25 protein-coding genes are annotated in these 24,705 nt (G+C 46.0%); 21 read left to right on the top strand and 4 right to left on the bottom strand.

Annotated features, from left to right (window positions below; genetic code table 11):
* Positions 1-14 precede the first annotated feature (14 nt).
* Both ACDZ28_RS30025 and ACDZ28_RS30020 read left to right on the top strand, forming a co-directional pair.
* On the top strand, positions 15-1,748 hold the full coding sequence (locus ACDZ28_RS30025) for an ABC transporter ATP-binding protein (protein ID WP_375103488.1): 1,734 nt from the start codon (positions 15-17) through the stop codon (positions 1,746-1,748).
* On the top strand, positions 1,729-3,588 hold the full coding sequence (locus ACDZ28_RS30020; protein WP_375103487.1) for an ABC transporter ATP-binding protein: 1,860 nt from the start codon (positions 1,729-1,731) through the stop codon (positions 3,586-3,588). Before ACDZ28_RS30025 ends, ACDZ28_RS30020 begins: the two co-directional genes overlap by 20 nt.
* A 180-nt stretch (positions 3,589-3,768) precedes the next feature.
* Here ACDZ28_RS30020 and ACDZ28_RS30015 read toward each other — a convergent pair whose 3' ends face one another.
* Positions 3,769-4,074, bottom strand: a complete 306-nt coding sequence (locus tag ACDZ28_RS30015) for a DUF2627 domain-containing protein (protein WP_042129764.1) — start codon at positions 4,072-4,074, stop codon at positions 3,769-3,771.
* Between the two features lie 167 nt (positions 4,075-4,241).
* Between ACDZ28_RS30015 and lpdA the strand changes: the two genes are divergently transcribed.
* From lpdA to lipB, 5 genes are all read left to right on the top strand, one after another.
* Positions 4,242-5,663 carry a dihydrolipoyl dehydrogenase gene (gene lpdA, locus ACDZ28_RS30010; RefSeq protein WP_375103486.1) on the top strand — a complete coding sequence of 474 codons (1,422 nt, stop codon included), beginning with the start codon at positions 4,242-4,244 and terminating at the stop codon, positions 5,661-5,663.
* 130 nt (positions 5,664-5,793) lie between these two features.
* On the top strand, positions 5,794-6,825 hold the full coding sequence (locus ACDZ28_RS30005) for a thiamine pyrophosphate-dependent dehydrogenase E1 component subunit alpha (RefSeq protein ID WP_375103485.1): 1,032 nt from the start codon (positions 5,794-5,796) through the stop codon (positions 6,823-6,825).
* Between the two features lie 3 nt (positions 6,826-6,828).
* Entirely contained in the window at positions 6,829-7,815 is a 987-nt protein-coding gene (locus ACDZ28_RS30000) for an alpha-ketoacid dehydrogenase subunit beta (protein ID WP_042129758.1), read from the top strand.
* 198 nt (positions 7,816-8,013) lie between these two features.
* Positions 8,014-9,378 (top strand): dihydrolipoamide acetyltransferase family protein, encoded by a 1,365-nt coding sequence (locus tag ACDZ28_RS29995; RefSeq protein WP_339287458.1) that lies wholly within the window; start codon positions 8,014-8,016, stop codon positions 9,376-9,378.
* Between the two features lie 57 nt (positions 9,379-9,435).
* The gene (gene lipB / locus ACDZ28_RS29990) at positions 9,436-10,146 is read left to right on the top strand and encodes a lipoyl(octanoyl) transferase LipB (protein ID WP_375103484.1); all 711 of its coding nucleotides are present in this window, start codon (positions 9,436-9,438) and stop codon (positions 10,144-10,146) included.
* Positions 10,147-10,228: 82 nt separating this feature from the next.
* Here the strand turns inward: lipB and prli42 are convergent, their stop codons facing one another.
* Positions 10,229-10,330 carry a stressosome-associated protein Prli42 gene (prli42, locus tag ACDZ28_RS29985; protein WP_094872112.1) on the bottom strand — a complete coding sequence of 34 codons (102 nt, stop codon included), beginning with the start codon at positions 10,328-10,330 and terminating at the stop codon, positions 10,229-10,231.
* Positions 10,331-10,424: 94 nt separating this feature from the next.
* Here prli42 and ACDZ28_RS29980 point away from each other — a divergent pair, with 94 nt between their 5' ends.
* Entirely contained in the window at positions 10,425-11,552 is a 1,128-nt protein-coding gene (locus ACDZ28_RS29980; RefSeq protein WP_042129753.1) for a tripeptidase T, read from the top strand.
* Positions 11,553-11,814: 262 nt separating this feature from the next.
* Here the strand turns inward: ACDZ28_RS29980 and ACDZ28_RS29975 are convergent, their stop codons facing one another.
* Positions 11,815-11,988, bottom strand: coding sequence for a hypothetical protein (locus tag ACDZ28_RS29975; RefSeq protein WP_156114838.1), 174 nt, complete (start codon positions 11,986-11,988; stop codon positions 11,815-11,817).
* A gap of 77 nt (positions 11,989-12,065) precedes the next feature.
* Here ACDZ28_RS29975 and ACDZ28_RS29970 point away from each other — a divergent pair, with 77 nt between their 5' ends.
* The 9 genes from ACDZ28_RS29970 to ACDZ28_RS29930 all read left to right on the top strand — a co-directional run bounded on the left by ACDZ28_RS29970 (position 12,066) and on the right by ACDZ28_RS29930 (position 20,330).
* Complete coding sequence (locus ACDZ28_RS29970) at positions 12,066-12,638, top strand: NUDIX hydrolase (protein WP_042129751.1); 573 nt, start codon at positions 12,066-12,068, stop codon at positions 12,636-12,638.
* Positions 12,629-13,828, top strand: a complete 1,200-nt coding sequence (locus ACDZ28_RS29965) for an endonuclease Q family protein (RefSeq protein WP_076121478.1) — start codon at positions 12,629-12,631, stop codon at positions 13,826-13,828. Before ACDZ28_RS29970 ends, ACDZ28_RS29965 begins: the two co-directional genes overlap by 10 nt.
* Before the next feature lie 81 nt (positions 13,829-13,909).
* Entirely contained in the window at positions 13,910-14,560 is a 651-nt protein-coding gene (gene spoIIM, locus ACDZ28_RS29960; protein ID WP_339287457.1) for a stage II sporulation protein M, read from the top strand.
* Positions 14,561-14,649: 89 nt separating this feature from the next.
* A complete protein-coding gene (locus tag ACDZ28_RS29955; protein WP_042129744.1) occupies positions 14,650-15,114 on the top strand; it encodes a Fur family transcriptional regulator in 465 nt (154 codons plus the stop codon).
* Between the two features lie 163 nt (positions 15,115-15,277).
* Positions 15,278-15,511 (top strand): DUF4227 family protein, encoded by a 234-nt coding sequence (locus tag ACDZ28_RS29950; RefSeq protein ID WP_339287456.1) that lies wholly within the window; start codon positions 15,278-15,280, stop codon positions 15,509-15,511.
* Positions 15,512-15,670: 159 nt separating this feature from the next.
* Positions 15,671-16,564 carry a site-specific tyrosine recombinase XerD gene (xerD, locus tag ACDZ28_RS29945; RefSeq protein WP_042129741.1) on the top strand — a complete coding sequence of 298 codons (894 nt, stop codon included), beginning with the start codon at positions 15,671-15,673 and terminating at the stop codon, positions 16,562-16,564.
* A 226-nt stretch (positions 16,565-16,790) separates the two neighbouring features.
* Positions 16,791-17,969: a phosphopentomutase gene (gene deoB / locus ACDZ28_RS29940; protein ID WP_375103483.1), complete on the top strand. Its 1,179-nt coding sequence runs from the start codon at positions 16,791-16,793 to the stop codon at positions 17,967-17,969.
* Between the two features lie 43 nt (positions 17,970-18,012).
* Complete coding sequence (locus ACDZ28_RS29935; RefSeq protein ID WP_042129737.1) at positions 18,013-18,837, top strand: purine-nucleoside phosphorylase; 825 nt, start codon at positions 18,013-18,015, stop codon at positions 18,835-18,837.
* A gap of 161 nt (positions 18,838-18,998) precedes the next feature.
* On the top strand, positions 18,999-20,330 hold the full coding sequence (locus ACDZ28_RS29930) for a pyrimidine-nucleoside phosphorylase (RefSeq protein WP_375103482.1): 1,332 nt from the start codon (positions 18,999-19,001) through the stop codon (positions 20,328-20,330).
* A 98-nt stretch (positions 20,331-20,428) separates the two neighbouring features.
* Here ACDZ28_RS29930 and ACDZ28_RS29925 read toward each other — a convergent pair whose 3' ends face one another.
* Positions 20,429-21,442, bottom strand: a complete 1,014-nt coding sequence (locus tag ACDZ28_RS29925) for a serine hydrolase domain-containing protein (RefSeq protein WP_375103481.1) — start codon at positions 21,440-21,442, stop codon at positions 20,429-20,431.
* A gap of 310 nt (positions 21,443-21,752) precedes the next feature.
* Here ACDZ28_RS29925 and ACDZ28_RS29920 point away from each other — a divergent pair, with 310 nt between their 5' ends.
* The 4 genes from ACDZ28_RS29920 to sigF all read left to right on the top strand — a co-directional run bounded on the left by ACDZ28_RS29920 (position 21,753) and on the right by sigF (position 24,700).
* Complete coding sequence (locus ACDZ28_RS29920; RefSeq protein WP_375105437.1) at positions 21,753-22,952, top strand: D-alanyl-D-alanine carboxypeptidase family protein; 1,200 nt, start codon at positions 21,753-21,755, stop codon at positions 22,950-22,952.
* Positions 22,953-23,127: 175 nt separating this feature from the next.
* Positions 23,128-23,481: an anti-sigma F factor antagonist gene (spoIIAA, locus tag ACDZ28_RS29915; protein WP_042129729.1), complete on the top strand. Its 354-nt coding sequence runs from the start codon at positions 23,128-23,130 to the stop codon at positions 23,479-23,481.
* The gene (spoIIAB, locus tag ACDZ28_RS29910; protein ID WP_042129726.1) at positions 23,478-23,933 is read left to right on the top strand and encodes an anti-sigma F factor; all 456 of its coding nucleotides are present in this window, start codon (positions 23,478-23,480) and stop codon (positions 23,931-23,933) included. Before spoIIAA ends, spoIIAB begins: the two co-directional genes overlap by 4 nt.
* 11 nt (positions 23,934-23,944) lie before the next feature.
* Positions 23,945-24,700 (top strand): RNA polymerase sporulation sigma factor SigF, encoded by a 756-nt coding sequence (gene sigF, locus ACDZ28_RS29905; protein ID WP_042129724.1) that lies wholly within the window; start codon positions 23,945-23,947, stop codon positions 24,698-24,700.
* Positions 24,701-24,705: the final 5 nt, after the last annotated feature.

Here is a 24,705-nt window from a genome sequence, read left to right as displayed (position 1 = left end):
AAGAGGGTATGCGAATGGGTTTGATTTTCTCTTTTCTCAAAAAATATAAAGTCGCTGCAATAGCTGCCCTAGTGATGATGCTTATTGAACTAGCGGTGGAATTGTCACAGCCTTTACTCATTTCCAAAATTATTGACCAGGGCATTAAAGAACAGAATTCCTCTGTAGTATGGCTCTGGGGCGGTGTATTGATCGGCAGCGCGGTAGTCGCGTTTATAGCTGGAGTGTTAAGTTCTTTTTTTGCTGCCCATGCGAGTCAGAGCTTTGCTTTTGATCTTAGGGACAAGTTATATGAAAAGGTACAATCCTTTACATATGAAGTATTCAATCGGTTTGCTACCTCGTCGCTGATCACACGTCTTACCGGCGATGTATCGCAGCTGCAGGACACTATATTTATGAGCCTCCGCTTTATGACACGGGTGCCACTGGTTGTGGTGGGTAGTGTGATTATGGCATTGGTTGTTCATGTGAAGCTGGGATTATTTCTCACTGTAGCTCTACCTTTGTTGCTTCTCTTCCTTTACTTCATCATGAGAAAAGCTTCTTTGTTATTTCGTAACGTACAAAATCGGCTAGACGGTGTGAATGGAGTAATTCAGGAGAATCTTACAGGAATTCGCTTAATCCGTGTGTTCGTACGCATGGGACATGAGATTGGACGGTTCACGGTATTTAGCGGGAATTTGATGAGATCTACGGTATCTGCGCTGCGTTTGACCGAGACGACGATGCCATTTGTTATGCTAATTGTGAATGCAGCGATTATGCTGATCCTATGGTTTGGACGGATTGAGATTGCAAATGGGGATGCTACTTTAGGAGAAACCGTTGCGGTTATTAATTACTCTTTACGAACCATTGGAGCATTGTCGGCAATATCTGGGCTAGTCGTTACAATTTCTAGGGCACGCGCCTCCTCACAGCGTATTACAGAAGTGATGTCAGCAGGCGCTGGAGTTAAGGAAGGCGAAGTCGTTAAGAACGAACCGATACAGGGACATGTTCAATTTGAAGGCATCAGCTTCAAGTATCCTGAAAGTAACATTTCAGTGCTTGAGGATATTACTTTTGAAGTTTCTGCTGGTGAGCGAGTAGCGATTATGGGAGCCACCGGATCAGGAAAGTCTTCTCTTGTCGGTCTCATCCCACGTTTATACGAAGAGACAGACGGCATCATTCGCATTGATGGGCAAAAGAGCAGCGATATCGATATTTCAAGATTGCGGCGATCGATTGGTTACGTTCCTCAAGAAGTACAGCTCTTCAGCGGATCGATCCGCGATAATATCGCTTGGGGCAATGAACATGCCACACAGGAACAAATCGAACACGCAGCGGCTGCCGCTCAAATTCATGCAACAGTGATGGAATTGCCTAATGGTTATGACACGATGCTTGGTCAACGAGGGGTAAATCTGTCTGGTGGGCAAAAGCAGCGGTTGACCATTGCTCGGGCGCTTGTGAGGAAGCCTGCTATTTTGATCCTCGATGACAGCACGAGTGCGCTTGATGCGGTGACAGAAGGACTTTTGCTGGAGGCACTAAAAGAGATTTCATGTACAACCTTCCTGATTACTCAAAAGATCAGTTCAACTGCATCTGCCGATTTGATTTTGCTGTTGGACGAAGGGCGCTTAATCGGTAAGGGATCACATGAGGAGCTTATGGCAAGCTCTCCGCTGTACCGCAAGATTTATGAATCACAGGTAGAGGAGGCGAAGCAGCATGTTCAAAGCAATTCTTGAACCCTTTCGTCACCCAAAACCCGTCATTGAGCTTGGAGCTGGAAGAAGTCTTGGTTCAGCAGCTGGAAGGAAGCCAAAAGCGAAGGCGAAGGATTGGGGCGGCACGCTCATGCGGATTTGGAGCTACCTTGCCGAGCGTAAAGCTAAGCTTTTTCTCGTTCTGTTAATGGTGGTCTTCAGCTCGGCTTTAGCGCTGCTCGGGCCTTATATGATTGGTAGAGCCGTGGATGATTATCTGGAAGGTACTGGCGGACGATCGTGGACGATTTTTTTGATCAGCCTTGCTAGTGTGTATATTTTCTATTCTTTAACATCTTGGCTGCAAAATATTTGGATGATCGAAATCGCTCAGGAGACCGTATTTCGGATGCGCACGGAGTTGTTTTCTCATCTGCATCGTTTGCCGATCTCATTTTTTAACCGGAGACAGCAGGGCGAAATTATGAGCCGCCTCACCAACGATATTGAGAACGTCAGCTCTACGCTGAATAGCTCAGCTATTCAGATCTTTTCCAGTGTGTTGACGTTGCTAGGAACGGTTGGTGTAATGCTGTGGCTCAGTCCTCTTCTGACGCTGCTTACATTCCTGGTTGTGCCGTTGATGCTATTAGGCATGCGCTGGATTACTCGGCGTACGGGTCCGCTTTTTAAAGAACGTCAGCGCAATGTGGGTGAATTAAATGGTTATATAGAAGAGACGTTATCCGGTCAACGGATTATCAAGGCTTTTTCACAAGAGGAACGGGTCATCGCTGGTTTTCATGAACGCAATGAGCGAATTATGCTCTCTGGATACTGGGCACAGTCGATTTCTGGCTTCATTCCTAAGCTGATGAATGGACTTAATAATTTGAGCTTCGCTATTGTTGCTGGAGTTGGCGGTCTGCTAGCGATCCGTGGGGCAATAACGGTCGGAGTGATTATCGTATTTGTTGAATACACGCGTCAATTTACTCGCCCTCTTAATGACTTAGCGAATCAGTGGAATACACTGCTGTCAGCGGTTGCAGGAGCGGAGAGAGTGTTTGAGGTGCTGGACGAAGAGACGGAAGCTAAAGATGAAGGTGCAGCCACTTCGCTGGTTAAAGTTGAGGGTGCAGTGAAGTTCGAAAATGTATCTTTTTCATATGACGGAAGTTCTAACACACTGCATGATATTAGCTTTGAAGCGAAGCCTGGCGAGATGATTGCCTTAGTAGGACCTACCGGAGCCGGCAAAACTACACTAATCGGACTGTTATCCCGTTTCTATGATCCTAACCAGGGAAAGATTACGTTGGACGGCTTAGATGTCACTTCCATTCGGCGTGAAAGCCTGAGGAGCCACATGGCGTTTGTGTTGCAGGATTCCTTTTTGTTCAAGGGTAGCATCCGCGATAATATTCGTTACGGGAGACTGGATGCTTCCGATGAGGAGGTCGAAGCGGCGGCGAAGCTGGCTAACGCTCATTCTTTTATTATCCGAATGCCGGAAGGTTATGATCGAATGCTCTCTGCTGATGGCAGCGGCATAAGCCAAGGACAGAAGCAATTGCTATCCATTGCAAGGGCCATTCTTGCCAACCCTTCCATGCTTGTTCTTGATGAAGCCACTAGTAGTATCGATACCGTGACCGAAATCAAGATTCAGGAAGGACTTCAGGCGTTGATGAAGGGACGGACCAGCTTCGTTATTGCCCATAGACTGGGTACCATCCGCGCTGCAGATCGAATTCTTGTTCTTCAAGGGGGCAGATTATTGCAGCAGGGCTCTCATGAGGAGTTGTTGAAGCAAGGGGGCTTGTACAGCGAGTTGGTTCAGGGTGGCCGTAGAGAGTCGTTTGATAAAGCTGGGCTTTAAGCTGTGCATAAAAAGGCGGGAGTTTTCAAGGAAGCGCAAGTTGCGTCCATGAGAACTCTCGCCTTTATGTAATGTGTGGAGATTCATTATGCATTCGAAGGAGTTGTTGGATGGTTTGATTTAACCTTCTTTGGAATGAATTCTATTGTACAAAGTACAATGAGAGGGGGATTTTGCTGCCTAGGAGATCGTTTCTTGCGCTGCAGCTTGCTTCGCTTGTTGTTTCTCCTTGAACCGAGGGCCAACATAATTGCGTTTGCGGTCTCTTGCTAGAATCCAGCCCCCAAGGAAAGTCATACCTGCTGCAAAGAGAAGGAAACCACCGCCAAAGTGAAGCCAAGCGAAATCTGGGACAACGGAGTCATCGCCATGCATAGAGATATAATCAAAAATATCGTCCTTCATCATTAAGAAGCCCTTCATTGCAATTAAACCAGGAAACACAAGAATAAGGATGGCAATGAAGCGTGAAATTAACAGTTTCATAAATGTCTCCTACCCCTCTTAGCCCATTAGATTCAACCATATGATAACGCTTTAGTAAGAAAAAGTCTATTTGGATATGACGTTTATAAGTTTTGTAATACTCTAAAAAGAGAGTACAATATACAATGTAAAATGAACTTACGTGTAATGACTGGAGGATACATATCATGACAATTTCATGTGACGTGGCCATTCTTGGCGGAGGAACCGGGGGATATGTGGCAGCCATTCGCGCTGCACAGCTTGGTAAGTCCGTCGTCGTCATCGAAATGGACAAACTGGGAGGAACCTGCCTGCACCGTGGCTGCATTCCTAGCAAATCGCTGCTCAGAAGTGCAGAAGTATATGCTGAAATCAATGAGAGCGAGAGCTATGGCATTGAGACAAGCGGTGTACAGCTTGTATTTCCGAAAGTACAAAAGCGCAAGGAAGCGGTAGTTGAACAACTTCATCAGGGCGTACAATATTTGATGCGCAAAAATAAAATACAAGTTATTAAAGGCAAGGGGCGCGTGACGGGTCCCTCTATTTTTTCACCGCGTAGTGGTGCTGTTGCTGTGGAACTAGAAGACGGAGAAATGGAAACAGTGGTCTCTAACCATCTTATTATTGCAACAGGATCTCGTCCGCGTGTATTACCTGGTCTGGAACCAGACGGGAAAGTTATTCTTAGCAGTGATGAAGCACTCACGCTCGACGAGTTACCTTCTTCCATCATTATTGTTGGAGGCGGAGTAATTGGGGTGGAATGGGCCTCTATGCTTGTCGATTTCGGAGTACAGGTTACGGTAGTTGAAGCTGCTGGTCAGTTACTACCTCAAGAGGATGAAGAAGTAGCTAAAGAACTTCAACGCTTATTGAAAAAACGTGGCGTTAAAGTTCTAACTGAAACTACAGTAGATGCCGCAACCTGTAAGGTAACTGAGGATGGAATAACGATTGATGCCCGTAAGGGAGAGCAAACTCAAAGTTTATCCGCAGAAAAGCTGCTAGTATCCGTAGGCAGAGTAGCAAATATCGAGAATATTGGCCTGGAAAATACAGATATTCGCTTTGATAAAGGAATTATCGCTGTAAATGCTAGTATGCAGACGGCTGAACCGCATATTTATGCGATTGGAGACTGTATCGGTGGATTACAATTAGCACATGCGGCCAGTCATGAGGGCATTATGGCGGTCAACCATCTCGCTGGTGAGAGACTTCATCCTTATCATACACATCTTGTACCGCGCTGTGTCTATACACGTCCTGAAGTAGCGAGTGTGGGTCACACTGAGAAGGAAGCTAAGGCATTGGGACATGATGTGGTGACTGGAAAATTCCCTTTCTCAGCCATTGGCAAGGCGATTGTATACGGTCAGAAGGACGGGTTTGTTAAAGTTGTGGCGGATCGAACCAGCGGAGATATTCTCGGTGTGCAGATGATTGGTCCTCATGTAACGGATCTAATCGGAGAAGCGGCACTAGCCCAACTGCTTGATGCAACACCTTGGGAAATTGGTGAGGCCATTCATGCTCACCCTACGCTTTCGGAGATCATTGGAGAAGCAATGTTAGCAGTAGACGGAAGATCTATCGGGATTTAGCTTTTCTTTTTGGGTAAAAAGGGATTATAATAAACTCAAGCCAAGTCTTAGTACCAGGTTTTAAGATCAGGATACAATTGGTCTTAAATCCTGTAAGACTCAGGCTTTATGAATAAGGAGGTATCTCTTTATGGAATCCCAAGATACTGTAGAAACGATTAACAGACATAAGCAGCTTGGACTAAGTGACGGCCAGGTCATCGATATGTACAGATATATGTTGCTCGCACGTAAATACGACGAGCGCAGTCTGCTGCTTCAGCGCGCTGGCAAGATTAACTTTCATGTCTCCGGCATTGGCCAGGAGGCGGGTCAGGTAGCAGCAGCATTTGCGCTGGACCGGCAGAATGATTATTTTTTACCATATTACCGTGATTATGCTTTCGTACTCTCCGTGGGTATGACTACTCGTGAACTGATGTTGTCTGTGTTCGCAAAGGCAGAAGATCCAAACAGTGGTGGGCGGCAAATGCCAGGTCACTTTGGTAGTAAGCGTCTGCGTATTGTGACAGGCTCAAGTCCGGTAACCACGCAGGTCCCTCATGCGGTTGGTTTTGCTTTGGCAGCCAAAATGCAAAAGAAAAAGTTCGTCTCATTTGTAACCTTCGGAGAAGGCTCCAGCAACCAAGGCGATTTTCATGAAGCTTGTAACTTTGCCGGAGTGAATAAGCTGCCGGTTATTATTATGTGTCAGAATAATCAGTACGCGATCTCTATTCCTGCTCACAAACAGCTGGGCGGTAAGGTCAGCGACCGTGCTCTGGGTTATGGGTTTCCAGGTGTGCGTGTAGACGGCAATGATCCACTGGAAGTATATCGTGTCGTTAAGGAAGCTCGGGAAAGAGCACTTGCGGGGGAAGGTCCTACGTTGATCGAAGCTATGATGTACCGTTTATCTCCACACTCCACCTCGGATAATGATTTGGCTTATCGGACCAAAGAAGAGATTGATGAGAACTGGAAGAAGGACGGCGTAGCAGGATTCCGCAATTACCTGATCGGTCTGGGACTTTGGAGTGACGAGCAAGAACAAGATCTTATTGCTGAATGCAATCTTGAGCTTAAAGCAGCTATCGAATATGCTGACAACGCTCCATTCCCGAAACCGGAAGATACACTGCTGCATGTTTACAGTGATTCCGACCTGAAAGGAGGAGCATAAACCATGGCTATAATGGAATATATCGATGCCATTCGGCTCGCGATGAAGGAAGAAATGGAACGCGATGAATCCGTGTTTGTGCTTGGCGAGGACGTGGGGCTCAAAGGTGGCGTATTTACCACAACAAAAGGTCTGCAAGAACAGTTCGGAGAAGAGCGTGTACTAGATACACCGTTAGCGGAATCGGCTATAGCTGGTGTGGCGATTGGTGCAGCTATGTATGGTATGAAGCCTATTGCTGAAATGCAGTACTCTGATTTCATGCTTCCAGCAACGAATCAAATCATTAGCGAAGCGGCCAAAATCCGCTATCGTTCAAATAACGATTGGAATTGTCCGGTTGTCATTCGTGCGCCTATCGGCGGCGGTGTATTCGGCGGTCTGTACCATTCTCAGTGCCCGGAATCGATTTTCTTCGGTACACCAGGATTGAAGATTGTCGCACCTTACTCTGCTTACGATGCAAAAGGGCTATTGAAAGCAGCCGTACGTGATCCTGATCCGGTTTTATTCTTCGAGAACAAGAAGTGCTATAAGCTGATCAAGGAAGAAGTGCCAGAAGGTGATTATATCGTTCCAATTGGCGAAGCTAATCTGCTGCGTAAGGGAACAGATATTACGGTTATTGGTTATAGTTTGCCATTGCATTTTGCGATGCAAGCAGCAGAAGAATTGGAGCGCGAAGAAGGCATTACAGCGCATATTCTGGATCTGCGGACCTTGCAACCTCTTGATCGTGAGGCGATCATAGCTGCTGCTCGTGAGACAGGGAAGGTTCTTATTGTGCACGAGGACAATAAAACGGGCGGTATTGGTGGCGAAGTGGCGGCGATTATCGCTGAACATTGTCTATTTGAACTAGACGCGCCGATCTTCCGTCTTTGTGGTCCGGATGTTCCGGCGATGCCAATCAGCCCACCAATGGAGAAGTTCTTCATGCTTAGCAAAGAAAAGGTGAAGGCGGAAATGCTTCGACTGGCGCAATATTAAAATAGTTAAGTGGACGCGAAGCTTCGTAAAACTTAAAGACTATGCTTACGAAGTGAGTTTTACTTCGTAAAACATAAGCGAATGCTTACGATGCAAGTTTTACTGCGAAGTATTTCTAATAAGCGAAGCTTCGTAAAACTTTTAAGATTATGCTTACGAAGTGAGTTTTACTTCGTAAAACTTTTAAGGAGTGAAAAGATGTCTGACAACCAAAAGTTGACTGACGTGATCATGCCGCAGCTGGCGGAATCGCTAGTATCGGCGACGATCGGCAAATGGCTGAAGAAACCGGGCGATCCGGTAGAGCAATACGAACCGATATGTGAGCTTATTACAGATAAGGTAAATGCTGAATTGCCTTCAACGATAGATGGAGTTATGGGTGAACTATTGGCGGAAGAAGGTCAGGTTGTCAATGTCGGCGAAGTCATTTGTCGTATTGCCGTGCCTGTGACAACATCTGCTGCTCCAAACGTGACTAACACAGTTGCAGCTAATTCCTCTAATACTATTGCAGGGCAAAATGCTACATCAACTGCTAACGATTCAATGCGTGCGCGGTATTCTCCCGCAGTACAGACTTTGGCGGCTGAGCATAACATCGACCTGACTTTAGTTATGGGTACTGGTATGGGTGGTCGGATTACCCGTAAGGATGTGCTAGCCTTCATCGAAAGTGGCGGAGCTACATCTCCAGCTTCGATTTCTGCTAGTCAACCTGCTCCAGTGGTGTCACAACCGCCTGTTCCACAGTTCGTTCAAGCCGAAAAGAAGAAGACGGAAGAGCCTCTTCGTCATTCGGGTCTACATTTAAGCGAATCTCCTCGTATTCCAACCATAGAAGTTGAGGGTGGTCGAGGCAGCAGTTCTGAGTATCTAATTGATGTAACACCAATCCGGAATACAATCGCTACAAGAATGCGCCAAAGTGTCTCGGAGATTCCGCATGCTTGGACAATGATTGAGGTAGATGTGACTAATCTGGTCGCACTGCGCAATAAACATAAGGATGAGTTCAAGCGTAAAGAAGGTATCAATCTAACCTATCTGGCTTTCATGATGAAGGCTGTTGTGAGTGCGATTAAGGATTACCCGATTATGAACTCTGTCTGGGCTGTAGACAAAATTATCGTCAAACGTGATATCAATATCTCGTTAGCGGTAGGTACTGAAGATTCGGTTATCACTCCAGTAATTAAGAAGGCTGATCAGAAAAACGTTGCTGGGCTGGCACGTGAGATTGATGAATTGGCACAAAAAACCCGCGAAGGCAAACTGAGTCTGGAAGATTTGCAGGGAGGGACTTTCACTGTAAATAACACAGGTTCTTTCGGCTCCATTCTATCTTATCCAATCATTAACTATCCACAGGCAGCGATCTTAACGTTTGAATCGATTGTGAAAAGACCTGTGGTTATTAACGATATGATAGGTGTGCGATCAATGGCTAATATCTGTCTGTCACTGGATCATCGGATTCTGGACGGAGTGATTTGCGGTCGTTTCTTGCAACGCGTCAAGGATAACATTGAAGGATATACCCCAGATACGAAACTTTACTAAAAAATAATAACGAGCCAAACTGTGCAGGCATGAGACTGAAAAAGGGGACCTGACGGTATGAATAATTCGGATATTCGTAAGCTGCAGATTTCATATGACCCTATTATGGAGTATGGGGAGGCTTGGGATCTGCAAAAGAAAAGTGTGCACGCCATTGATGCTGGTGAGCAACCGGAACGATTGATTCTTTTGCAGCATCCGCCTACCTATACTATTGGTTCACAGAATCATCCCGAACATCTTCTTCTAGATGAAGAGCAGCTCAAAGAAAAAGGAATTGCGCTGTTTGAAATCGACCGGGGAGGAGATATTACATATCACGGACCGGGTCAGCTTGTAGGTTATCCGATCCTTATGCTCGGTGAAGAAGGTAAGGTAGATTTACGCGGGTACTTGCGCAGTCTGGAAGCAGTGATTATTGATTATTTGGCATCCTACGGAATTGTAGGGAAACGGAAGCCGGAGTATACAGGGGTATGGGTTGGCGACGAGAAGATCTGTGCCATTGGTGTCAAGTTTAACAAAAGCAAATTCCGAAGAGGGTTTGTTACTAGCCATGGTTTTGCTTTTAACATTTCCGAAGGAATATCTGGATACGGCTTTCAAGGAATTATTCCATGCGGTATCACCGAATTTGGAGTAACCTCCCTAGAAGAGTGTTCAGGTCGTCGTTTTGAACTTCAAGATGTGGCCAAAGAATTGGTCCCGTACTTTCTAAGACACTTTCCTTACGAAGAGAAGGATGAGTTCTTTGGCACTATGGCTTAAGGTTAATTAACGAACTAACAGGCAAGCCAAATAGCGGCAAGGGAATCCTTAGCCGCTATTATCAATGTTCCTTGTGTAGATATTAACCTGCAAGGAAAGGCTCGATAACCATAAAGAGCGTAGAGGCAATCATGGCGAACAACATGACGTAGATGAAGATTTTGAACCACTTATTACGTTGCATGAGTAACTCCTTTAGATTTAGTTTAAGTTAATAGCATAAAGATGGTCTTTCTGTACAACCATTGTAACGTATTCACGAAAGAGAGGGAAGTCCAGTGATTTCACAAGACAGATTGATTCAAGAATTTATGGAACTTGTCCAAGTTGATAGTGAAACAAGAAATGAACGGCAGATTGCCGATGTGCTCAAGAGCAAATTTAACGCTCTTGGCTTAGAAGTTACCGAAGATGATTCCCAGGAAAGAACTGGACATGGAGCGGGTAATCTGTTCATTACCTGGCCGGCTGAGAACGGTGGAGCTGCACCAAAGCTTCTGTTCACTTGCCACATGGATACAGTTGTTCCTGGACAAAATATCAAGCCTACGCTCGGCGCAGATGGATGGATTACAAGTGACGGAACTACGATCCTTGGAGCAGATGACAAAGCTGGACTAGCTGCACTATTCGAAGCGATCAGAGTGATTCAAGAGCAAAAATTACCACATGGTCAGATTCAGTTTGTAATTACTGCGGGTGAAGAATCTGGATTGCTAGGTGCGCGTTCGATGGATCCGAGTAACTTGGATGCAGATTTCGGTTTCGCACTCGATTCTAATGGTGAAGTCGGAGCGATTGCAGTTGCGGCACCTACACAAGCTAAGATTACGATGCAAATCTTCGGAAAATCTGCTCATGCAGGTGTTAATCCAGAGGACGGCATCAGTGCGATTCAAGTAGCCAGCAAAGCGATCGCTGCTATGAAGCTTGGACGGATCGACAACGAAACGACTGCGAATATCGGTAAATTTGCCGGTGGAGGCCCTACGAATGTGGTGTGCGATCACGTTCAATTGGATGCTGAAGCACGTAGTATCGTGCAGGAAAAGGTTGGCGATCAAATCGCTTCGATGCGTGAAGCACTGGAGACCACTGTCCGAGAATATGGTGCAGAATGTGAATTCCGCAGTGAAATTATTTATCCAGCTTTCAGCTTTAATGAAAATGATCCAGTGGTACAGCTTGCACAACGGGCTATCACTTCTATGGGTCTTACGCCGCGTCTGTTCCACTCTGGTGGAGGAAGTGACGCTAACGTGTTCAATGGCCTAGATGTTCCGACCGTTAACCTCGCTGTAGGTTACGAGCATATCCATACTACTAAGGAACGGATTAAAGCCGAAGACATTGTTAAAGTGGCTGAGCTTGTAGTGAACATTGTTAAAGAGAGTGTAAAGGGCTAACCTTTGTATAAGGCAGTAGAGCAGCGATCCTCTGTGTAGGATTGCTGCTCTGTTTTTTTATAGGTAAGTTTGATCTACTGGGAAAGGTCAAAGGACAGTGTGAAAATATCCGCGTTTAAGCTCAGCTGAGTCCGATAGGAAGATTGCTGTTCAGATTCAGCAGAGGGAAGCCCAAATTTAAGGGGTGTTCCAGCAGCCAGTGAATGGCTATTGGAACACCCCATAATTTTAGGGACAAGTATCACTATGTCCTAATGGAAAGTTATCCGGCCTTAGACGGAATGATCTTGGATTGATCCTTTAGGGAAAGGATGTATGTGAGGGGCATATCGGGCCCATACCGCTCTATCCACCTAGCTAAGATGGCTTTGATTTCTTCCGGTTTACCTACCATTGTGACTGCGGATGAGCTTGTACGGCTGAAGATTTCGTTCATCTGAAATTCCTTCTTTCCCTTTAAGTTTGCTATAATACACCGTATGCAGAATAGAGATAAAGGAGACCAGAAATTTTATGGGAAACCAACATTTACACAGCAAGCCGGAGCTTGACGAAGTGACGCTGTCTACAAAGCCTATATTTGATGGGAAGATCATATCTTTACAAGTGGACACTGTGAGATTGCCGGATGGTAATACCGCAACACGTGAGGTTGTGAAGCATCCCGGCGCAGTAGCAGTGCTTGCTTTGAACAACAACAAAATGTTAGTTGTGGAACAATATCGTCAGCCTATGCACCGTACAGAGGTGGAGATTCCAGCCGGTAAGCTGGATCAAGGGGAAGACCCTTTAGTTGCGGCTGGTCGTGAGCTGAAGGAAGAGACCGGTTTTCATAGCGGTGATCTGAAGTTACTTAAATCGTTCTATACTTCTCCCGGCTTTGCTGATGAGATTATTCATTTGTATGTTACTAATAATGCCGAGCCAGGGGACATGTCGCTTGACGAGGATGAATTTTTAGAGGTCTCGGAGCTTACCTTGGAGGAAGCCTATCAATATATAGCTGACGGACGTATCGCGGACGCGAAGACGATGATGGCGGTGTACGCTTGGCATTTATACACCCTGACAGGCCAATGGAACTAACACCTGAACTGAAGAACTTCTATTGCGATCTGCATGTTCATATCGGACGAACGTCGGAAGGACAAGCGGTCAAAATCAGCGGCAGCCGCGAGCTCACCTTTGCTGGAATCGCTAAAGAAGCTGCAGAGCGTAAGGGTCTTGAGATGATAGGTATTATTGATAGTCATTCACCTGGCGTTCTACGTGATATTCAGCGTTCCTTAGAATCTGGAGAGATGACGCTAGCACAAGGTGGAGGGATCGCTTATCAGGGGACTACGATCATCCTAGGAACGGAGATTGAAATCCGCGAACCTGGGCGAAAAGAGTGCCACGTACTCGCCTTCATGCCCGACGTGGAGCGGATGACAGATTTCAGTGCTTGGATGAGTCGCCATATGCGAAATGTGAACCTTAGTTCCCAGCGCCTCTATGCACCGGCTAGAGAGCTTCAGGATGAGATTTATGAGCGAGGGGGCATTCTAATCCCTGCACATATTTTCACGCCTCACAAGGGCTTGTACGGCTGCACTGCGGAACGGATGTCAGATATCTTTGATCTGGATCGGATAGCTGCAGTTGAGCTTGGGCTGAGTGCAGATTCTGAAATGGCAGGTTATCTTTCTGAGCTCGATAACTTCACATTCTTAACGAACTCTGATGCGCATTCTCTGGGCAAATTAGGCCGCGAGTATAATGTAATGGCTTTGGCACAACCTTCTTTTGCTGAACTGCGACTCGCACTTGAACGTAAGGAAGGACGGAAGGTAACTGCCAATTTCGGACTTAATCCTCGGCTTGGTAAATACCACCGAACCTACTGCGGAGGCTGCGGTAGTATTATTGATGAAGCATATGTCACATCGGAGCGTTGCCAGTATTGTGGCAGTCTGAAATTGGTGAGGGGTGTATTCGACCGCATCCTAGATATTGCTGACCGCAAGAAACCTGTAGTGCCTGCAGACCGTCCGCCTTATCACTATCAGGTTCCACTTGAATTTATACCGGGTCTCGGGAAGGCTAAAATGAATGCGTTGCTGCAAGCTTTTGGCACCGAGATGAACATTTTGCATGGTTGTGGTGAAGCGGAAATTGCTAGCGTAGTAGGAGTGGATTTGGCTTCTATGATCGTTCAGGCTCGCTCAGGTATATTGAAACTATCTGCAGGCGGTGGGGGAACATACGGTAAAGTCGTGCAACCCGAAATGTAGAGTTATTGTACTAAGGACAAGTCATATCACGGGGCGTTTTCTCATATGGTGTAACATGTAACCGGAAAGGGGAACGTCTCGATGCGTAATTTAAGGCTGATGATGAAGGAACAGACGCCTCTGTATATTTTTGTCGGCGTATTATTTCTGGTAGGTGTTGTATTTGGAGCTCTTATCGTTAGTGCGCTTACGATGGATCAGCAACAGGAACTGGGTGATTATCTGGGGAATTTCTTTGTGACGGTTGATCAACAGAGTCTACCAGCGGCACCTGATTCGTATTGGAGTATAGCGGCCTTGAATCTAAAATGGATTGGGCTGATCTGGATCCTTGGATTATCAGTCATTGGGTTACCGGGAATCTTGATTCTTGATTTTCTTAAAGGGGTATTGATCGGTTTTTCGGTCGGTTGTCTAGTCAGTCAATATTCGTGGCACGGGATGCTGTTTGCTCTAGTCTCTGTGGCACCGCACAATCTGGTGCTGATCCCTGTGTTGTTAGTGAGTAGTGCTGCGGCAATTGCCTTTTCCTTGCAGATGATTCGTAGCCGAGTGTTAGGTCAACGCCGGACACCAGTGACGCGACCTTTTACTATGTACACGATATTGTCACTTGTGATGGCTCTGTTGATTCTGGGCGTTTCTAGTTTTGAGACCTATGTTACGCCGATCATGATGCGCTGGGTTACGCCTTCACTTGTACAAGCAGTGACTACCTTGGGATTGCAGTAAAAGCGTTTGACTTCTCAAAGCGACACCCCCTATAATGGAAGAAGTGGTTTGAAGACCGGTGAGGTAATTTTCCAAGGGGGAGGGAGACAATGGAAGCCCGGATAGACAAAATTAAGCAACAGTTACAATCCCAAGGATACAAGCTTACACCCCAACGGGAAGCGACCTTAAGAGTGCTGCTGGAGAATGAGGAAGATCATCTTAGTGCAGAAGATGTTTTTATGCTTGTGAAAGAGAAGGCTCCCGAGATCGGTCTTGCGACTGTATATCGTACCCTGGAACTTCTTAGCGAGCTTCATGTCGTAGAAAAGATTAACTTCGGAGACGGTGTCGCCCGTTATGATCTACGAACAGATACTGCAAAGCACCATCATCATCATTTAATTTGTGTGCAATGCGGTAGTATGGATGAGATCCGCGAGGATTGGCTAGGACCGCTAGAAGAGCGACTGGAGAAAGAATTTAATTTCACAGTGCTTGATCATAGACTTGATTTTCATGGGATATGCTATCGGTGTAGCGATAAGAATAATTCAAACGGAAATCCGTCCTAAGTCATCTTATAATGAAATTCACTTCATAAGCTCTCCCCGGTTTTTTTTACCGGAGAGAGCTTTTTAAATGATTGGTCTATTGGAGGTATACATATCAGCCCGTTTTGGTGCATAAGGTGAAGGACGAGCAGATCTTAACTATATATTAGTGGGAGGCGTCCATATGATCGTTTCTATGCCCAAAACAGTTCGCAAGCTGTATTTTATGATCATGTTTGTGGCTCTAAGTTATTTGCTCTACAGTGCTATGAGCTGGCTTGGTGAATGGATTAGTCCGATAGAGAATTATGGAATTCCTGAAGGCACCGCTGTTCGGGCATTTGATCATGCCGATCGTAGTGATGATGGTCTGGATACAAGACAGCGCTTGCGCTTTTATTACTGGTACGGAGAATGAAAGCTTCGTGGGAAGCAGGAACAGGCGAGAAGAATGTCGAAGAAAACTAGGGTGGATTCATGCAGCGTATACTAAATGTACACATCTGCAGAACCCTCATGCTGAATGTGCTGCAGGAAGTCACTATGAGTAGCTGCGCCAGGACAGGAGCGTGAAATAATGAAGTCACACTTGCAGCCTTTTTTACATTATTTATCCGGAGATAAAGGCTTATCTCCGAATACATTGGAATCTTACGGTAGGGATGTATCGCAGTTTTTGGAGTTTGCTGAAGAGCGGGGGGCAGTTCAGCCTGAGGAGATCCGAAGATCTCATGTGATGTTATATCTTGGCTCATTACGCGGAGCGGGACGAGCAACTGCAACGTTGAACAGAAACGCAGTGTCCCTTCGTGCTTTTTTTCATTATTTGTTGAAGGAACGTTTGATTGAGCAGGACCCAACGCTGGACATGGAGACAATGAAGCCTGATAAGAAAACTCCTATGGTGCTTACCATTTCAGAAATTGAGCAGCTATTAGCTGCACCAGATGTGAATACGCCACAAGGGATGCGCGATAAGGCTATGTTGGAATTGCTCTATGCAACAGGCATTAAGGTCTCTGAATTAATCTCGCTAAACGTGAACGATGTGCATACGGATATGAAATTTGCACGTTGCACAGGAACTTCCGGCAAGGAGCGGGTGGTTCCGATTGGAACCATTGCTGCTGAGAGTGTAGCGGCTTACATTTCACATATGCGGGACAAGCTGCTCCGTGATCAACAGGAGGAGCCGGCTATGTTCCTGAATAGTTTAGGCGGGAGATTAACCCGTCAAGGTTTTTGGAAAATCATAAAAAAATACGCGCGGGAAGCAAACATTGAGCAGGATATTACACCGCATACACTTAGGCATTCCTTTGCAGCCCATCTACTGGAAGGCGGGGCAGATTTACGATCCGTACAACAAATGCTGGGTCATGCCGATATTTCGACGACTCAGATTTATAACGGTATTGCCCGTAAGAATATGAAGGAAGTATATGAGAGCCACCATCCCAGAGCTCGTTAATTCTGCTTCAAAGATGCTTTTTGTGAGTAAGATGGTTATGATGGAATCATACTGAAAGGATAGACTGGGGATTGCTCCGCAGGTTATCCTTTAGCAGAAACGGATACCTGATAAGCGGTACGTTGTATCGCTAGTTTCGGAAGCGTATGTCTTCTGGAAGACGGTACAGCCGTTTCTTCTTGTTGGTACGAAAGAATACCTATATAAAAAAGGAGTGAAGACAACAATGTCCTCATTTAAACGAATTGGTTTTATTGTTCTAGATAGTGTTGGTATCGGTGAAGCGCCAGATGCTGCGAATTTCGGTGATGCTGGGTCGCATACGCTTGGTCATATATTGGATCGTGTACCTGGATTGAAGCTACCTAATCTCCAGAAGCTTGGGTTAGCTAATATTGCTCCGCTCCCGCCGCTTGAGCCTGTAGCTTCACCAACAGGGTACTACGGCAAAATGCAGGAAGTATCAGTAGGCAAGGATACGATGACCGGACACTGGGAGCTAATGGGGCTGAAGATTGAGGTTCCCTTCAATACGTATCCTGATGGCTTTCCAGCAGAGTTGATTGAGAAGTTCGAAGCGGCAACTGGTCGCAAGGTGATCGGTAATAAACCGGCTTCCGGTACGGAGATTCTAGTTGAATATGGCGAAGAGCAAATGAAAACTGGGGCTTGGATAGTTTATACCTCTGCGGACAGCGTATTCCAGCTTGCTGCACATGAAGATATCATTCCACTCGAAGAGCTGTATAGCGCATGTAAAATAGCCCGTGAGCTGACGATGGCTCCAGAATTCTCGGTGGGTCGCGTGATTGCTCGTCCATATGTTGGCGAACCAGGAAATTTCGTTCGGACGCCAAACCGGCATGACTATGCTGTAAAGCCCCCAGAACCAACGGTAATGAACGCGCTGGCTGATATCGGCAAGGATGTTATCGCAGTAGGTAAGATCAACGATATCTTTACAGGAGAAGGGGTTACAGCTTCTTATCCTACGAAGAGCAATGAACATGGAATCGAAGTGACTATTGAGCAGCTTCGTCAGCCTTTTGACGGTTTCCTGTTTACAAATCTGGTGGATTTTGATTCTTTGTATGGGCATCGTCGTGATCCAGAAGGATACGGCCATGCACTGGAAGTATTCGATCAGGCACTGCCTGAAATTCTATCTACACTCGGTGAAGATGATCTATTGATTATTTCTGCAGACCATGGTAACGATCCGATCCATGCTGGAACTGACCATACCCGTGAATATGTGCCGCTCTTAATCTATAGCCCACGGCTTAAACATCCAGAAAGTTTGGGCATTCGTGAAACCTTCTCTGATGTAGCTGCAACCATTGCTGAAAACTTTGGTGCGAAGGCGCCGCAGTATGGGACAAGCTTTTTAGCGAAACTGCAATAAAGATTGTGGGCGGCTTCACAACATTAATGAAGGAGGATCATCCATGAGCGCGTTAACTCAAAAAGAAATTCAAGAAGCAGCCATTTATATAAAAGACAAATGTCCGGTGGCTCCGGAAATTGGCTTGATCCTTGGTTCAGGTCTCGGTGTGCTGGCAGATCTTATTACTGATGGAGTAAGCATTCCATATGATGAGATTCCTCACTTTCCTGTGTCTACTGTAGAAGGACATGAGGGCGAGCTTTTGATTGGTATGATTGAAGGACGCCGTGTTGTGATGATGAAGGGCCGCTTTCATATGTATGAGGGCTATGGACCGGAGGTAACAGCATTTCCTGTGCGGGTTATGAAAGAACTTGGTATAGCCAGTTTACTAGTAACGAATGCTGCTGGTGGAGTGAACACAGATTTCAAACCAGGCGATCTTATGCTTCTTACAGATCATCTTAATATGACTGGACGGAACCCGTTAATAGGGCCTAATGATCCTGCACTTGGGGTGCGCTTCCCAGATATGTCGACTGCCTACAGTCGCCGCCTGATTCAGGTAGCAAAGGAAACGGCAGCTCAGCAGAATTTCGAGTTCAAAGAAGGCGTATATGCAGGTCTGCTGGGACCTTGTTACGAAACGCCTGCTGAAATCGTAATGCTTCGTATTCTAGGCGCCGATGCTGTGGGTATGTCTACTGTATCGGAGACCATTGTTGCGCGTCACGCGGGTATTGAAGTATTGGGTATCTCCTGTATTACTAATATGGCTGCGGGAATCCTGGATCAACCTCTCAATCATGAAGAGGTGATGGAAACTGCAGAACGTGTACGTGAGCGTTTCTTGAAGCTGGTCTTAGGCTTTATTCCGAAAATGTAATTTCGGGGACTGCATTTTGAATTACTGGGAGGTCATATTTATGAAACAAGTGATTAAACGTAAGCCATTAACGTATGATCAGGTAATGAAAGTAGCTAATTTGACTAAATCAAAATATATCGGATTTGCTTGCGCAAATGTCCGTGAATTGCAGGTGTAAGATGAGAGCAGTCGATATTATTCAGAAAAAAAGAGATGGTGGAGAGCTGAGTCGTGAGGAAATATCCTTCCTAATTCAGGGCTACAGTAAAGGCGAAATTCCTGATTATCAACTTTCCGCTTGGGCTATGGCAGTTTATTTTCAAGGCATGAATGCACGGGAGACCGGCGATCTAACGATGGAAATGGCGATGTCCGGTGATCAAGTAGATCTTAGCCCAATCGCAGGAATTAAGGTTGATAAGCACTCGACAGGTGGAGTGGGAGATAAGACTACTGTTGTGCTTGCTCCTTTGGTAGCCTCTGCTGGAGTACCTGTAGCAAAGATGTCTGGACGGGGTCTTGGGCATACAGGAGGTACACTCGATAAGCTGGAGTCGATCACTGGCTTCTCAGTAGAGATGGATCGAGATCGTTTCTTTGATCAAGTAGGTGAAATCGGTGCTGCCGTGATCGGCCAGTCGGGCAACATTACACCCGCAGACAAAAAGCTGTATGCCCTTCGGGATGTAACCGCGACTGTTGAATCCATCCCTCTTATCGCAAGCTCAGTGATGAGCAAGAAGATTGCAGCAGGTGCAGACGCTATTGTTCTGGATGTCAAAACCGGCAGCGGTGCTTTTATGAAGACGCTTGATGATTCTATTACGCTTGCTCAAGCCATGGTTGACATCGGCACACATCTGGGTCGTAATACAGTCGCTATCATCAGCGACATGGATCAACCGCTCGGATATGGAATTGGCAATGCGCTCGAAATCAAGGAAGGAATCGAGACCTTAAAGGGTCACGGTCCGAAGGATCTGCAGGAAGTCTGTCTTATTCTGGGTAGCCAGATGCTTGTTCTTGGTGGCAAAGCCAAGGATGAAGAAGAGGCCCGCTCGATGCTTTTGACACATATTGAAGATGGCACAGCGTTGGAGAAATTCAAACAAATCGTGAGTGCGCAAGGCGGAGATGTTTCGCAAATCGATGATCCGGAGAAACTCCCTGCTGCCAAGCGATTCATTGAAGTGAAAGCAAAAACTAAGGGGTTCATTGAGGGGATTCAAGCAGAAGAAATCGGCATTGCTGCTATGCTGCTTGGTGCCGGACGTGAAACCAAGGAATCTGTGATAGATTTGGCTGTGGGTATTCAACTTTCTAAAAAGGTTGGAGATGCAGTAGAGGTCGGCGATACCCTTGCAGTATTGCATATCAACGATGCCAGTGAGAAGAAGGTAGAGGAAGCTGAAGATAAGGTATTAGAAGCTTACCGTATTACATCTGAATCGATTCCACCATTACCACTGGTATTCGCGCTTGTTACGAAGGATGGGGTAACACGGTACTAGTCAGGGTAAATAATTATGGTCATGACGAAGACCCTAAACAGACAGCAGAGCAGCGATCTTCCCATTACGGGAAGATCGCTGCTCTTTTTTGGTAACAATTACAGACGATTATCGATCTTATTGAAAATCTGAGAAGCCCCGCTATTTGTATTACACATTACTACTACAGTCTCACCACTAGCAGGATAGAAAGCCGATCGGAAGGAAACGCCGGGATCGTAGCCCATAATGTGGAACTTGATCACCTCTCCTTCTCGGAGGGTGATCCATACGCCATAACCATAATATCCTTCGCCGTCCACATGAATGTGGGGTGTAAGTAACAACGAAGTGAGTACTGGACTCAAAAGTGTGTGGTTCATTAGCCCTTTCCAGAATAGCTGCATATCGGGAGCGGTTACAAAAGCTCCACCGTCAGCGCCTCCCTTTACCGGGATTGAATAGATGTTGGTCCTCCAGTCACCGTTTTCTTCCTCTATGTATCCGAGTGCACAATTGGCAGGTAAGGCATCTAACGTAAAATAACCGGATTGCTTCATTCCACAAGCCTTAAAGATGTGAAGCTCCACATAGTCGCAAAAGGACATTCCACTCAATTCTTCCATCAGAAGGCCTAACACGATATATCCGGCATTGTTGTAGTGGAAACGTTCGCCAGGGGTCCGCATCATGGGGAGGTTTTGGAACAACGACACAAAGTCATTAAGCTGCCGCAAAGTGTACATAGGTCGTGTTTTCCACAGTTCCTCGAAATCATCCATGATTGTTTCATCAAAATAATCCGGAATACCAGAACTGTGCGTAAGCAGCTGATGTATGGTGATCTCAGGATTAAAGAGAGGGAAATCTACCTTTTTCAGATAATCTAAGACTCTACTTTCGAAAGAAATCAATCCCTGTTCGACAAGTTGGCAGAAGGCAACCGCCGTAAATAATTTACACCCGGAAGCAATCCCAAACCGAGTATGAATATTGTTTTCGCGTTTATCCGACTTATTAGCATAACCGTAACAGCTGCTGATGATTTCTTTATCCTGTTGATTTACCAGCACTATACCAGAGAAATTGTTCTGTTTAGCTTCTGCTTCAATACAATCTGCAAGATGGTTCATCTGTATATTCACTCCTCTATAAACCTGTTAAGTTCTTAAATAGATTCGTTCTAACCTTTCATTTTCCTTTAAAGGGGCTTAAATGAATACGGAAAAAATGGAAATCATTAAAATTTGAAATAATTTTTGATCTCCCCTATAATAAAAATGCTCTGCAACTGCTGCTGGGCTTTTTTTAATTGATAACCTTATAACTTCTTGTGATAAATAATTGTGGTTATTTCCTTGAAAATGGAATAATTTCCACCCTTTCTGACGAAACTGGAACACAGTACCTGTGATATGAAGGTTAACGTTCAGGAGGGGAACCATTGTGAGAAAATTGCGTTTTGCTGTGCTTGTGCTCTGTATTGCTGTGTCGGTTCTAGGACCTATGTCAGGCGCTTATGCAGAGGAAAAAAACAAGGACTCTGGCAGTAAAGCTGCCGCTGTAGACCTCGCACCGGGAGCACGTTCTGCGATTTTGATGGACGCTGGTACCGGTACTGTTATTTATGAGAAGAACAGCCATGATAAGCTGCCTCCCGCAAGTATTACGAAGATTATGACGATGTTACTAACGGTGGAAGCGCTGGATGAAGGTAGACTGCAACTGACGGATAAGGTGCGGACAAGTGAATATGCGGCTTCGATGGGCGGATCGCAGATTTTTCTGGAGCCGGGTGAAGAAATGACGGTAGACGATATGCTCAAAGGCATCGCTATGGCGTCTGGTAATGATGCTTCTGTCGCTATGGCGGAAAAAATAGCGGGTTCAGAGAGTGCTTTTGTAGACTTGATGAATAAACGTGCAGAGGAGCTGGGTCTAAAAGATACCCATTTTGCCAACTGTAACGGTCTTCCAGCCGCCAATCACTATTCCTCTGCATACGATATTGCGGTCATCAGTCGGGAACTTTTGAAGCATGATCAAATTATCAAATATACGGGTTCCTATCAGGATTACTTACGCAAGGATTCAACCAAACCGTTCTGGTTGGTGAATACGAACAAGCTGGTGCGTTTCTACACTGGTGCTGATGGACTGAAGACAGGGTATACTGCAGAGGCTAAATTCTGTCTGTCCGCTACAGCGGCAAGAGATGGCCTGCGTGCAGTCGCTGTTGTGCTAGGCGAGCCGAACACAAAGACACGCAACAGTGAAGTCTCAGGCATGTTCGATTACCTGTTCTCGCAATATAAGGTACACACGATCCACAAAGAAGGGGATGCTATCGGCACCCTCAAGATCGAAAAGGGCGTAAAATCGGAGCTGCCGATCACAGCGAAAGAGACGTACAGTGTTCTTTTGAAAAAAGGTGTGGCCCAAGAAGGCATTCGCCACGAATTAGTATTGCCGGAAAGCGTGAAGGCTCCAGTGGCTGAAGGTCAATCTGTAGGCAAGCTGGTTGTCTACCAAGGCACCCAAGTGATTAAGGAATATGATTTAAAAGCTGGGGAAGCTGTGCCGAAAGCAGGCTGGTGGAAGCTCTTTAAGCGTACAACAGGCTCGATGTTCGGCGTAGATTAAAAACAGTTTTTTTGTAGATTACTCCCATGTACTCTGTAGATTCATAGGGGTTTTCTTCTAGTTTTGTCGTGAGGCAGGATTCCTGATTTGCCGCGTAGAAAACCTTGTCCTTGAAGGGAATTAGTACCGTCTTTCAAGGTCAGTTTTCAAAGCAACGAAGAGGAGAGTGGCAAGCATGAATTCTCATGTGGAGATGGAGCATCACAGAGGTGTGTTGATTGTCCGTTTATCAGGGGAGCTGGACCATCACGCAGCAGATTTTGTAAGAATGGATATGGATGAAGCGATTATGCGTGGTCAGGTATCGCATTTAGTTCTTAGTCTTAAGCATCTGCAGTTTATGGACAGTTCAGGCCTAGGCGTGATTCTGGGAAGGTATAAACTGATCCACAGTAAAGGTGGAAAAATGGTGGTGTGTGATGCAACGGCACCTGTGAAGCGGCTGCTGGAAATGTCAGGCCTGTTCAAAATCATGCCCCTATATGACGACGAGAGTACTGCACTCTCGGATTTGGAGGTTGCGTTATGACAAATAGTAAGGCTGGTAACTTCATGAACGTGCAGTTCGCTGCACGCTCGGAGAACGAATCGTTCGCGCGTGTAGTCGTAGCGGCGTTCGTTTCCCGGCTTGATCCTACGATGGACGAGCTGAATGATCTGAAGACAGTCGTGTCGGAAGCGGTCACCAACTGTATTATTCATGGGTATGATAGTGATCCGGAAGGCATTGTGACCATTTCGGCATCACTGGACAACGAAACCGTACATCTAACCATTGAGGATCAAGGACGGGGCATCGAGGATTTAGAGCTGGCACAACAGCCGCTGTATACCTCTAAGCCGGAGCTGGAGCGGTCGGGCATGGGCTTTACTATTATGGAGAATTTCATGGATGAATTTGAAGTCACTAGTGAACCGGGACACGGTACTTCTATCTCAATGAAGAAAACCATCGTCTCGAAAAAAGCTTTATACAATTAGGGGTTGGAGCCATGGATGCAGAGTCAAAAAAAGCTCCGCCGACCTATTTGGACGATGCGGAGGTCAAACGTCTTATCGCGCTCAGTCAGGCCGGAGATAGTCTTGCCCGTGACACACTTGTAAGCTGTAATATCCGACTGGTCTGGTCGGTAGTACAGCGGTTTATGAACCGCGGGTATGAGCCTGACGATTTGTTCCAGATCGGTTGCATCGGACTACTGAAGTCCGTAGATAAATTTGACCTCAGCTATGAGGTCAAGTTCTCCACTTATGCTGTGCCGATGATTATCGGTGAGATTCAGCGTTTCCTTCGTGACGATGGCACCTTGAAGGTCAGTCGTTCCCTTAAGGAAATGGCTAACAAGGTCCGTAAAATGAAGGATGAAATGTCTAAAACACTTGATCGTTTGCCTACGATCGGTGAAGTTGCGGAAGCACTAGGGGTTACACCCGAAGAAGTGGTATTCGCTCAAGAAGCCAATAAACCGCCGACTTCTATCCATGAGACGGTGTTCGAGAATGATGGAGATCCGATCACGCTGATTGATCAAATCGCTGACGAATCACAGGAGCGTTGGTTCGATAAGCTGGCATTAAATGAAGCGATCGGAGGCCTCAGTGAACGTGAACGTCTGATTGTCTATCTTCGTTACTATCGTGATCAAACGCAGTCGGAGGTCGCCAGTCGTTTAGGGATCTCTCAAGTGCAGGTATCCCGGCTGGAGAAGAAAATACTTCAGAATATCCGTGAGCAGATTGCTCAGTAGGATAA

The organism is Paenibacillus sp. RS8 (genome assembly GCF_041956825.1).
GTDB lineage: Bacteria > Bacillota > Bacilli > Paenibacillales > Paenibacillaceae > Paenibacillus_AQ.
This window is presented reverse-complemented; position numbering and strand designations above follow the sequence as displayed.

What these genes read in the sequence shown, in the direction of transcription:
- ACDZ28_RS29935 (WP_042129737.1), top strand. Translation starts at nt 18,013, where the DNA reads ATGAGCGCGTTAACTCAAAAAGAAATTCAAGAAGCAGCCATTTATATA.
- ACDZ28_RS29995 (WP_339287458.1), top strand. Translation starts at nt 8,014, where the DNA reads ATGTCTGACAACCAAAAGTTGACTGACGTGATCATGCCGCAGCTGGCG.
- ACDZ28_RS29970 (WP_042129751.1), top strand. Translation starts at nt 12,066, where the DNA reads ATGGGAAACCAACATTTACACAGCAAGCCGGAGCTTGACGAAGTGACG.
- lipB (WP_375103484.1), top strand. Translation starts at nt 9,436, where the DNA reads ATGAATAATTCGGATATTCGTAAGCTGCAGATTTCATATGACCCTATT.
- spoIIM (WP_339287457.1), top strand. Translation starts at nt 13,910, where the DNA reads ATGCGTAATTTAAGGCTGATGATGAAGGAACAGACGCCTCTGTATATT.
- spoIIAA (WP_042129729.1), top strand. Translation starts at nt 23,128, where the DNA reads ATGAATTCTCATGTGGAGATGGAGCATCACAGAGGTGTGTTGATTGTC.
- prli42 (WP_094872112.1), bottom strand. Translation starts at nt 10,330, where the DNA reads ATGCAACGTAATAAGTGGTTCAAAATCTTCATCTACGTCATGTTGTTC.
- sigF (WP_042129724.1), top strand. Translation starts at nt 23,945, where the DNA reads ATGGATGCAGAGTCAAAAAAAGCTCCGCCGACCTATTTGGACGATGCG.
- ACDZ28_RS29955 (WP_042129744.1), top strand. Translation starts at nt 14,650, where the DNA reads ATGGAAGCCCGGATAGACAAAATTAAGCAACAGTTACAATCCCAAGGA.
- ACDZ28_RS30005 (WP_375103485.1), top strand. Translation starts at nt 5,794, where the DNA reads ATGGAATCCCAAGATACTGTAGAAACGATTAACAGACATAAGCAGCTT.
- ACDZ28_RS29965 (WP_076121478.1), top strand. Translation starts at nt 12,629, where the DNA reads ATGGAACTAACACCTGAACTGAAGAACTTCTATTGCGATCTGCATGTT.
- deoB (WP_375103483.1), top strand. Translation starts at nt 16,791, where the DNA reads ATGTCCTCATTTAAACGAATTGGTTTTATTGTTCTAGATAGTGTTGGT.
- ACDZ28_RS30020 (WP_375103487.1), top strand. Translation starts at nt 1,729, where the DNA reads ATGTTCAAAGCAATTCTTGAACCCTTTCGTCACCCAAAACCCGTCATT.
- ACDZ28_RS29950 (WP_339287456.1), top strand. Translation starts at nt 15,278, where the DNA reads ATGATCGTTTCTATGCCCAAAACAGTTCGCAAGCTGTATTTTATGATC.
- ACDZ28_RS29925 (WP_375103481.1), bottom strand. Translation starts at nt 21,442, where the DNA reads ATGAACCATCTTGCAGATTGTATTGAAGCAGAAGCTAAACAGAACAAT.
- xerD (WP_042129741.1), top strand. Translation starts at nt 15,671, where the DNA reads ATGAAGTCACACTTGCAGCCTTTTTTACATTATTTATCCGGAGATAAA.
- ACDZ28_RS29975 (WP_156114838.1), bottom strand. Translation starts at nt 11,988, where the DNA reads ATGAACGAAATCTTCAGCCGTACAAGCTCATCCGCAGTCACAATGGTA.
- lpdA (WP_375103486.1), top strand. Translation starts at nt 4,242, where the DNA reads ATGACAATTTCATGTGACGTGGCCATTCTTGGCGGAGGAACCGGGGGA.
- ACDZ28_RS30025 (WP_375103488.1), top strand. Translation starts at nt 15, where the DNA reads ATGGGTTTGATTTTCTCTTTTCTCAAAAAATATAAAGTCGCTGCAATA.
- spoIIAB (WP_042129726.1), top strand. Translation starts at nt 23,478, where the DNA reads ATGACAAATAGTAAGGCTGGTAACTTCATGAACGTGCAGTTCGCTGCA.
- ACDZ28_RS30015 (WP_042129764.1), bottom strand. Translation starts at nt 4,074, where the DNA reads ATGAAACTGTTAATTTCACGCTTCATTGCCATCCTTATTCTTGTGTTT.
- ACDZ28_RS29930 (WP_375103482.1), top strand. Translation starts at nt 18,999, where the DNA reads ATGAGAGCAGTCGATATTATTCAGAAAAAAAGAGATGGTGGAGAGCTG.
- ACDZ28_RS30000 (WP_042129758.1), top strand. Translation starts at nt 6,829, where the DNA reads ATGGCTATAATGGAATATATCGATGCCATTCGGCTCGCGATGAAGGAA.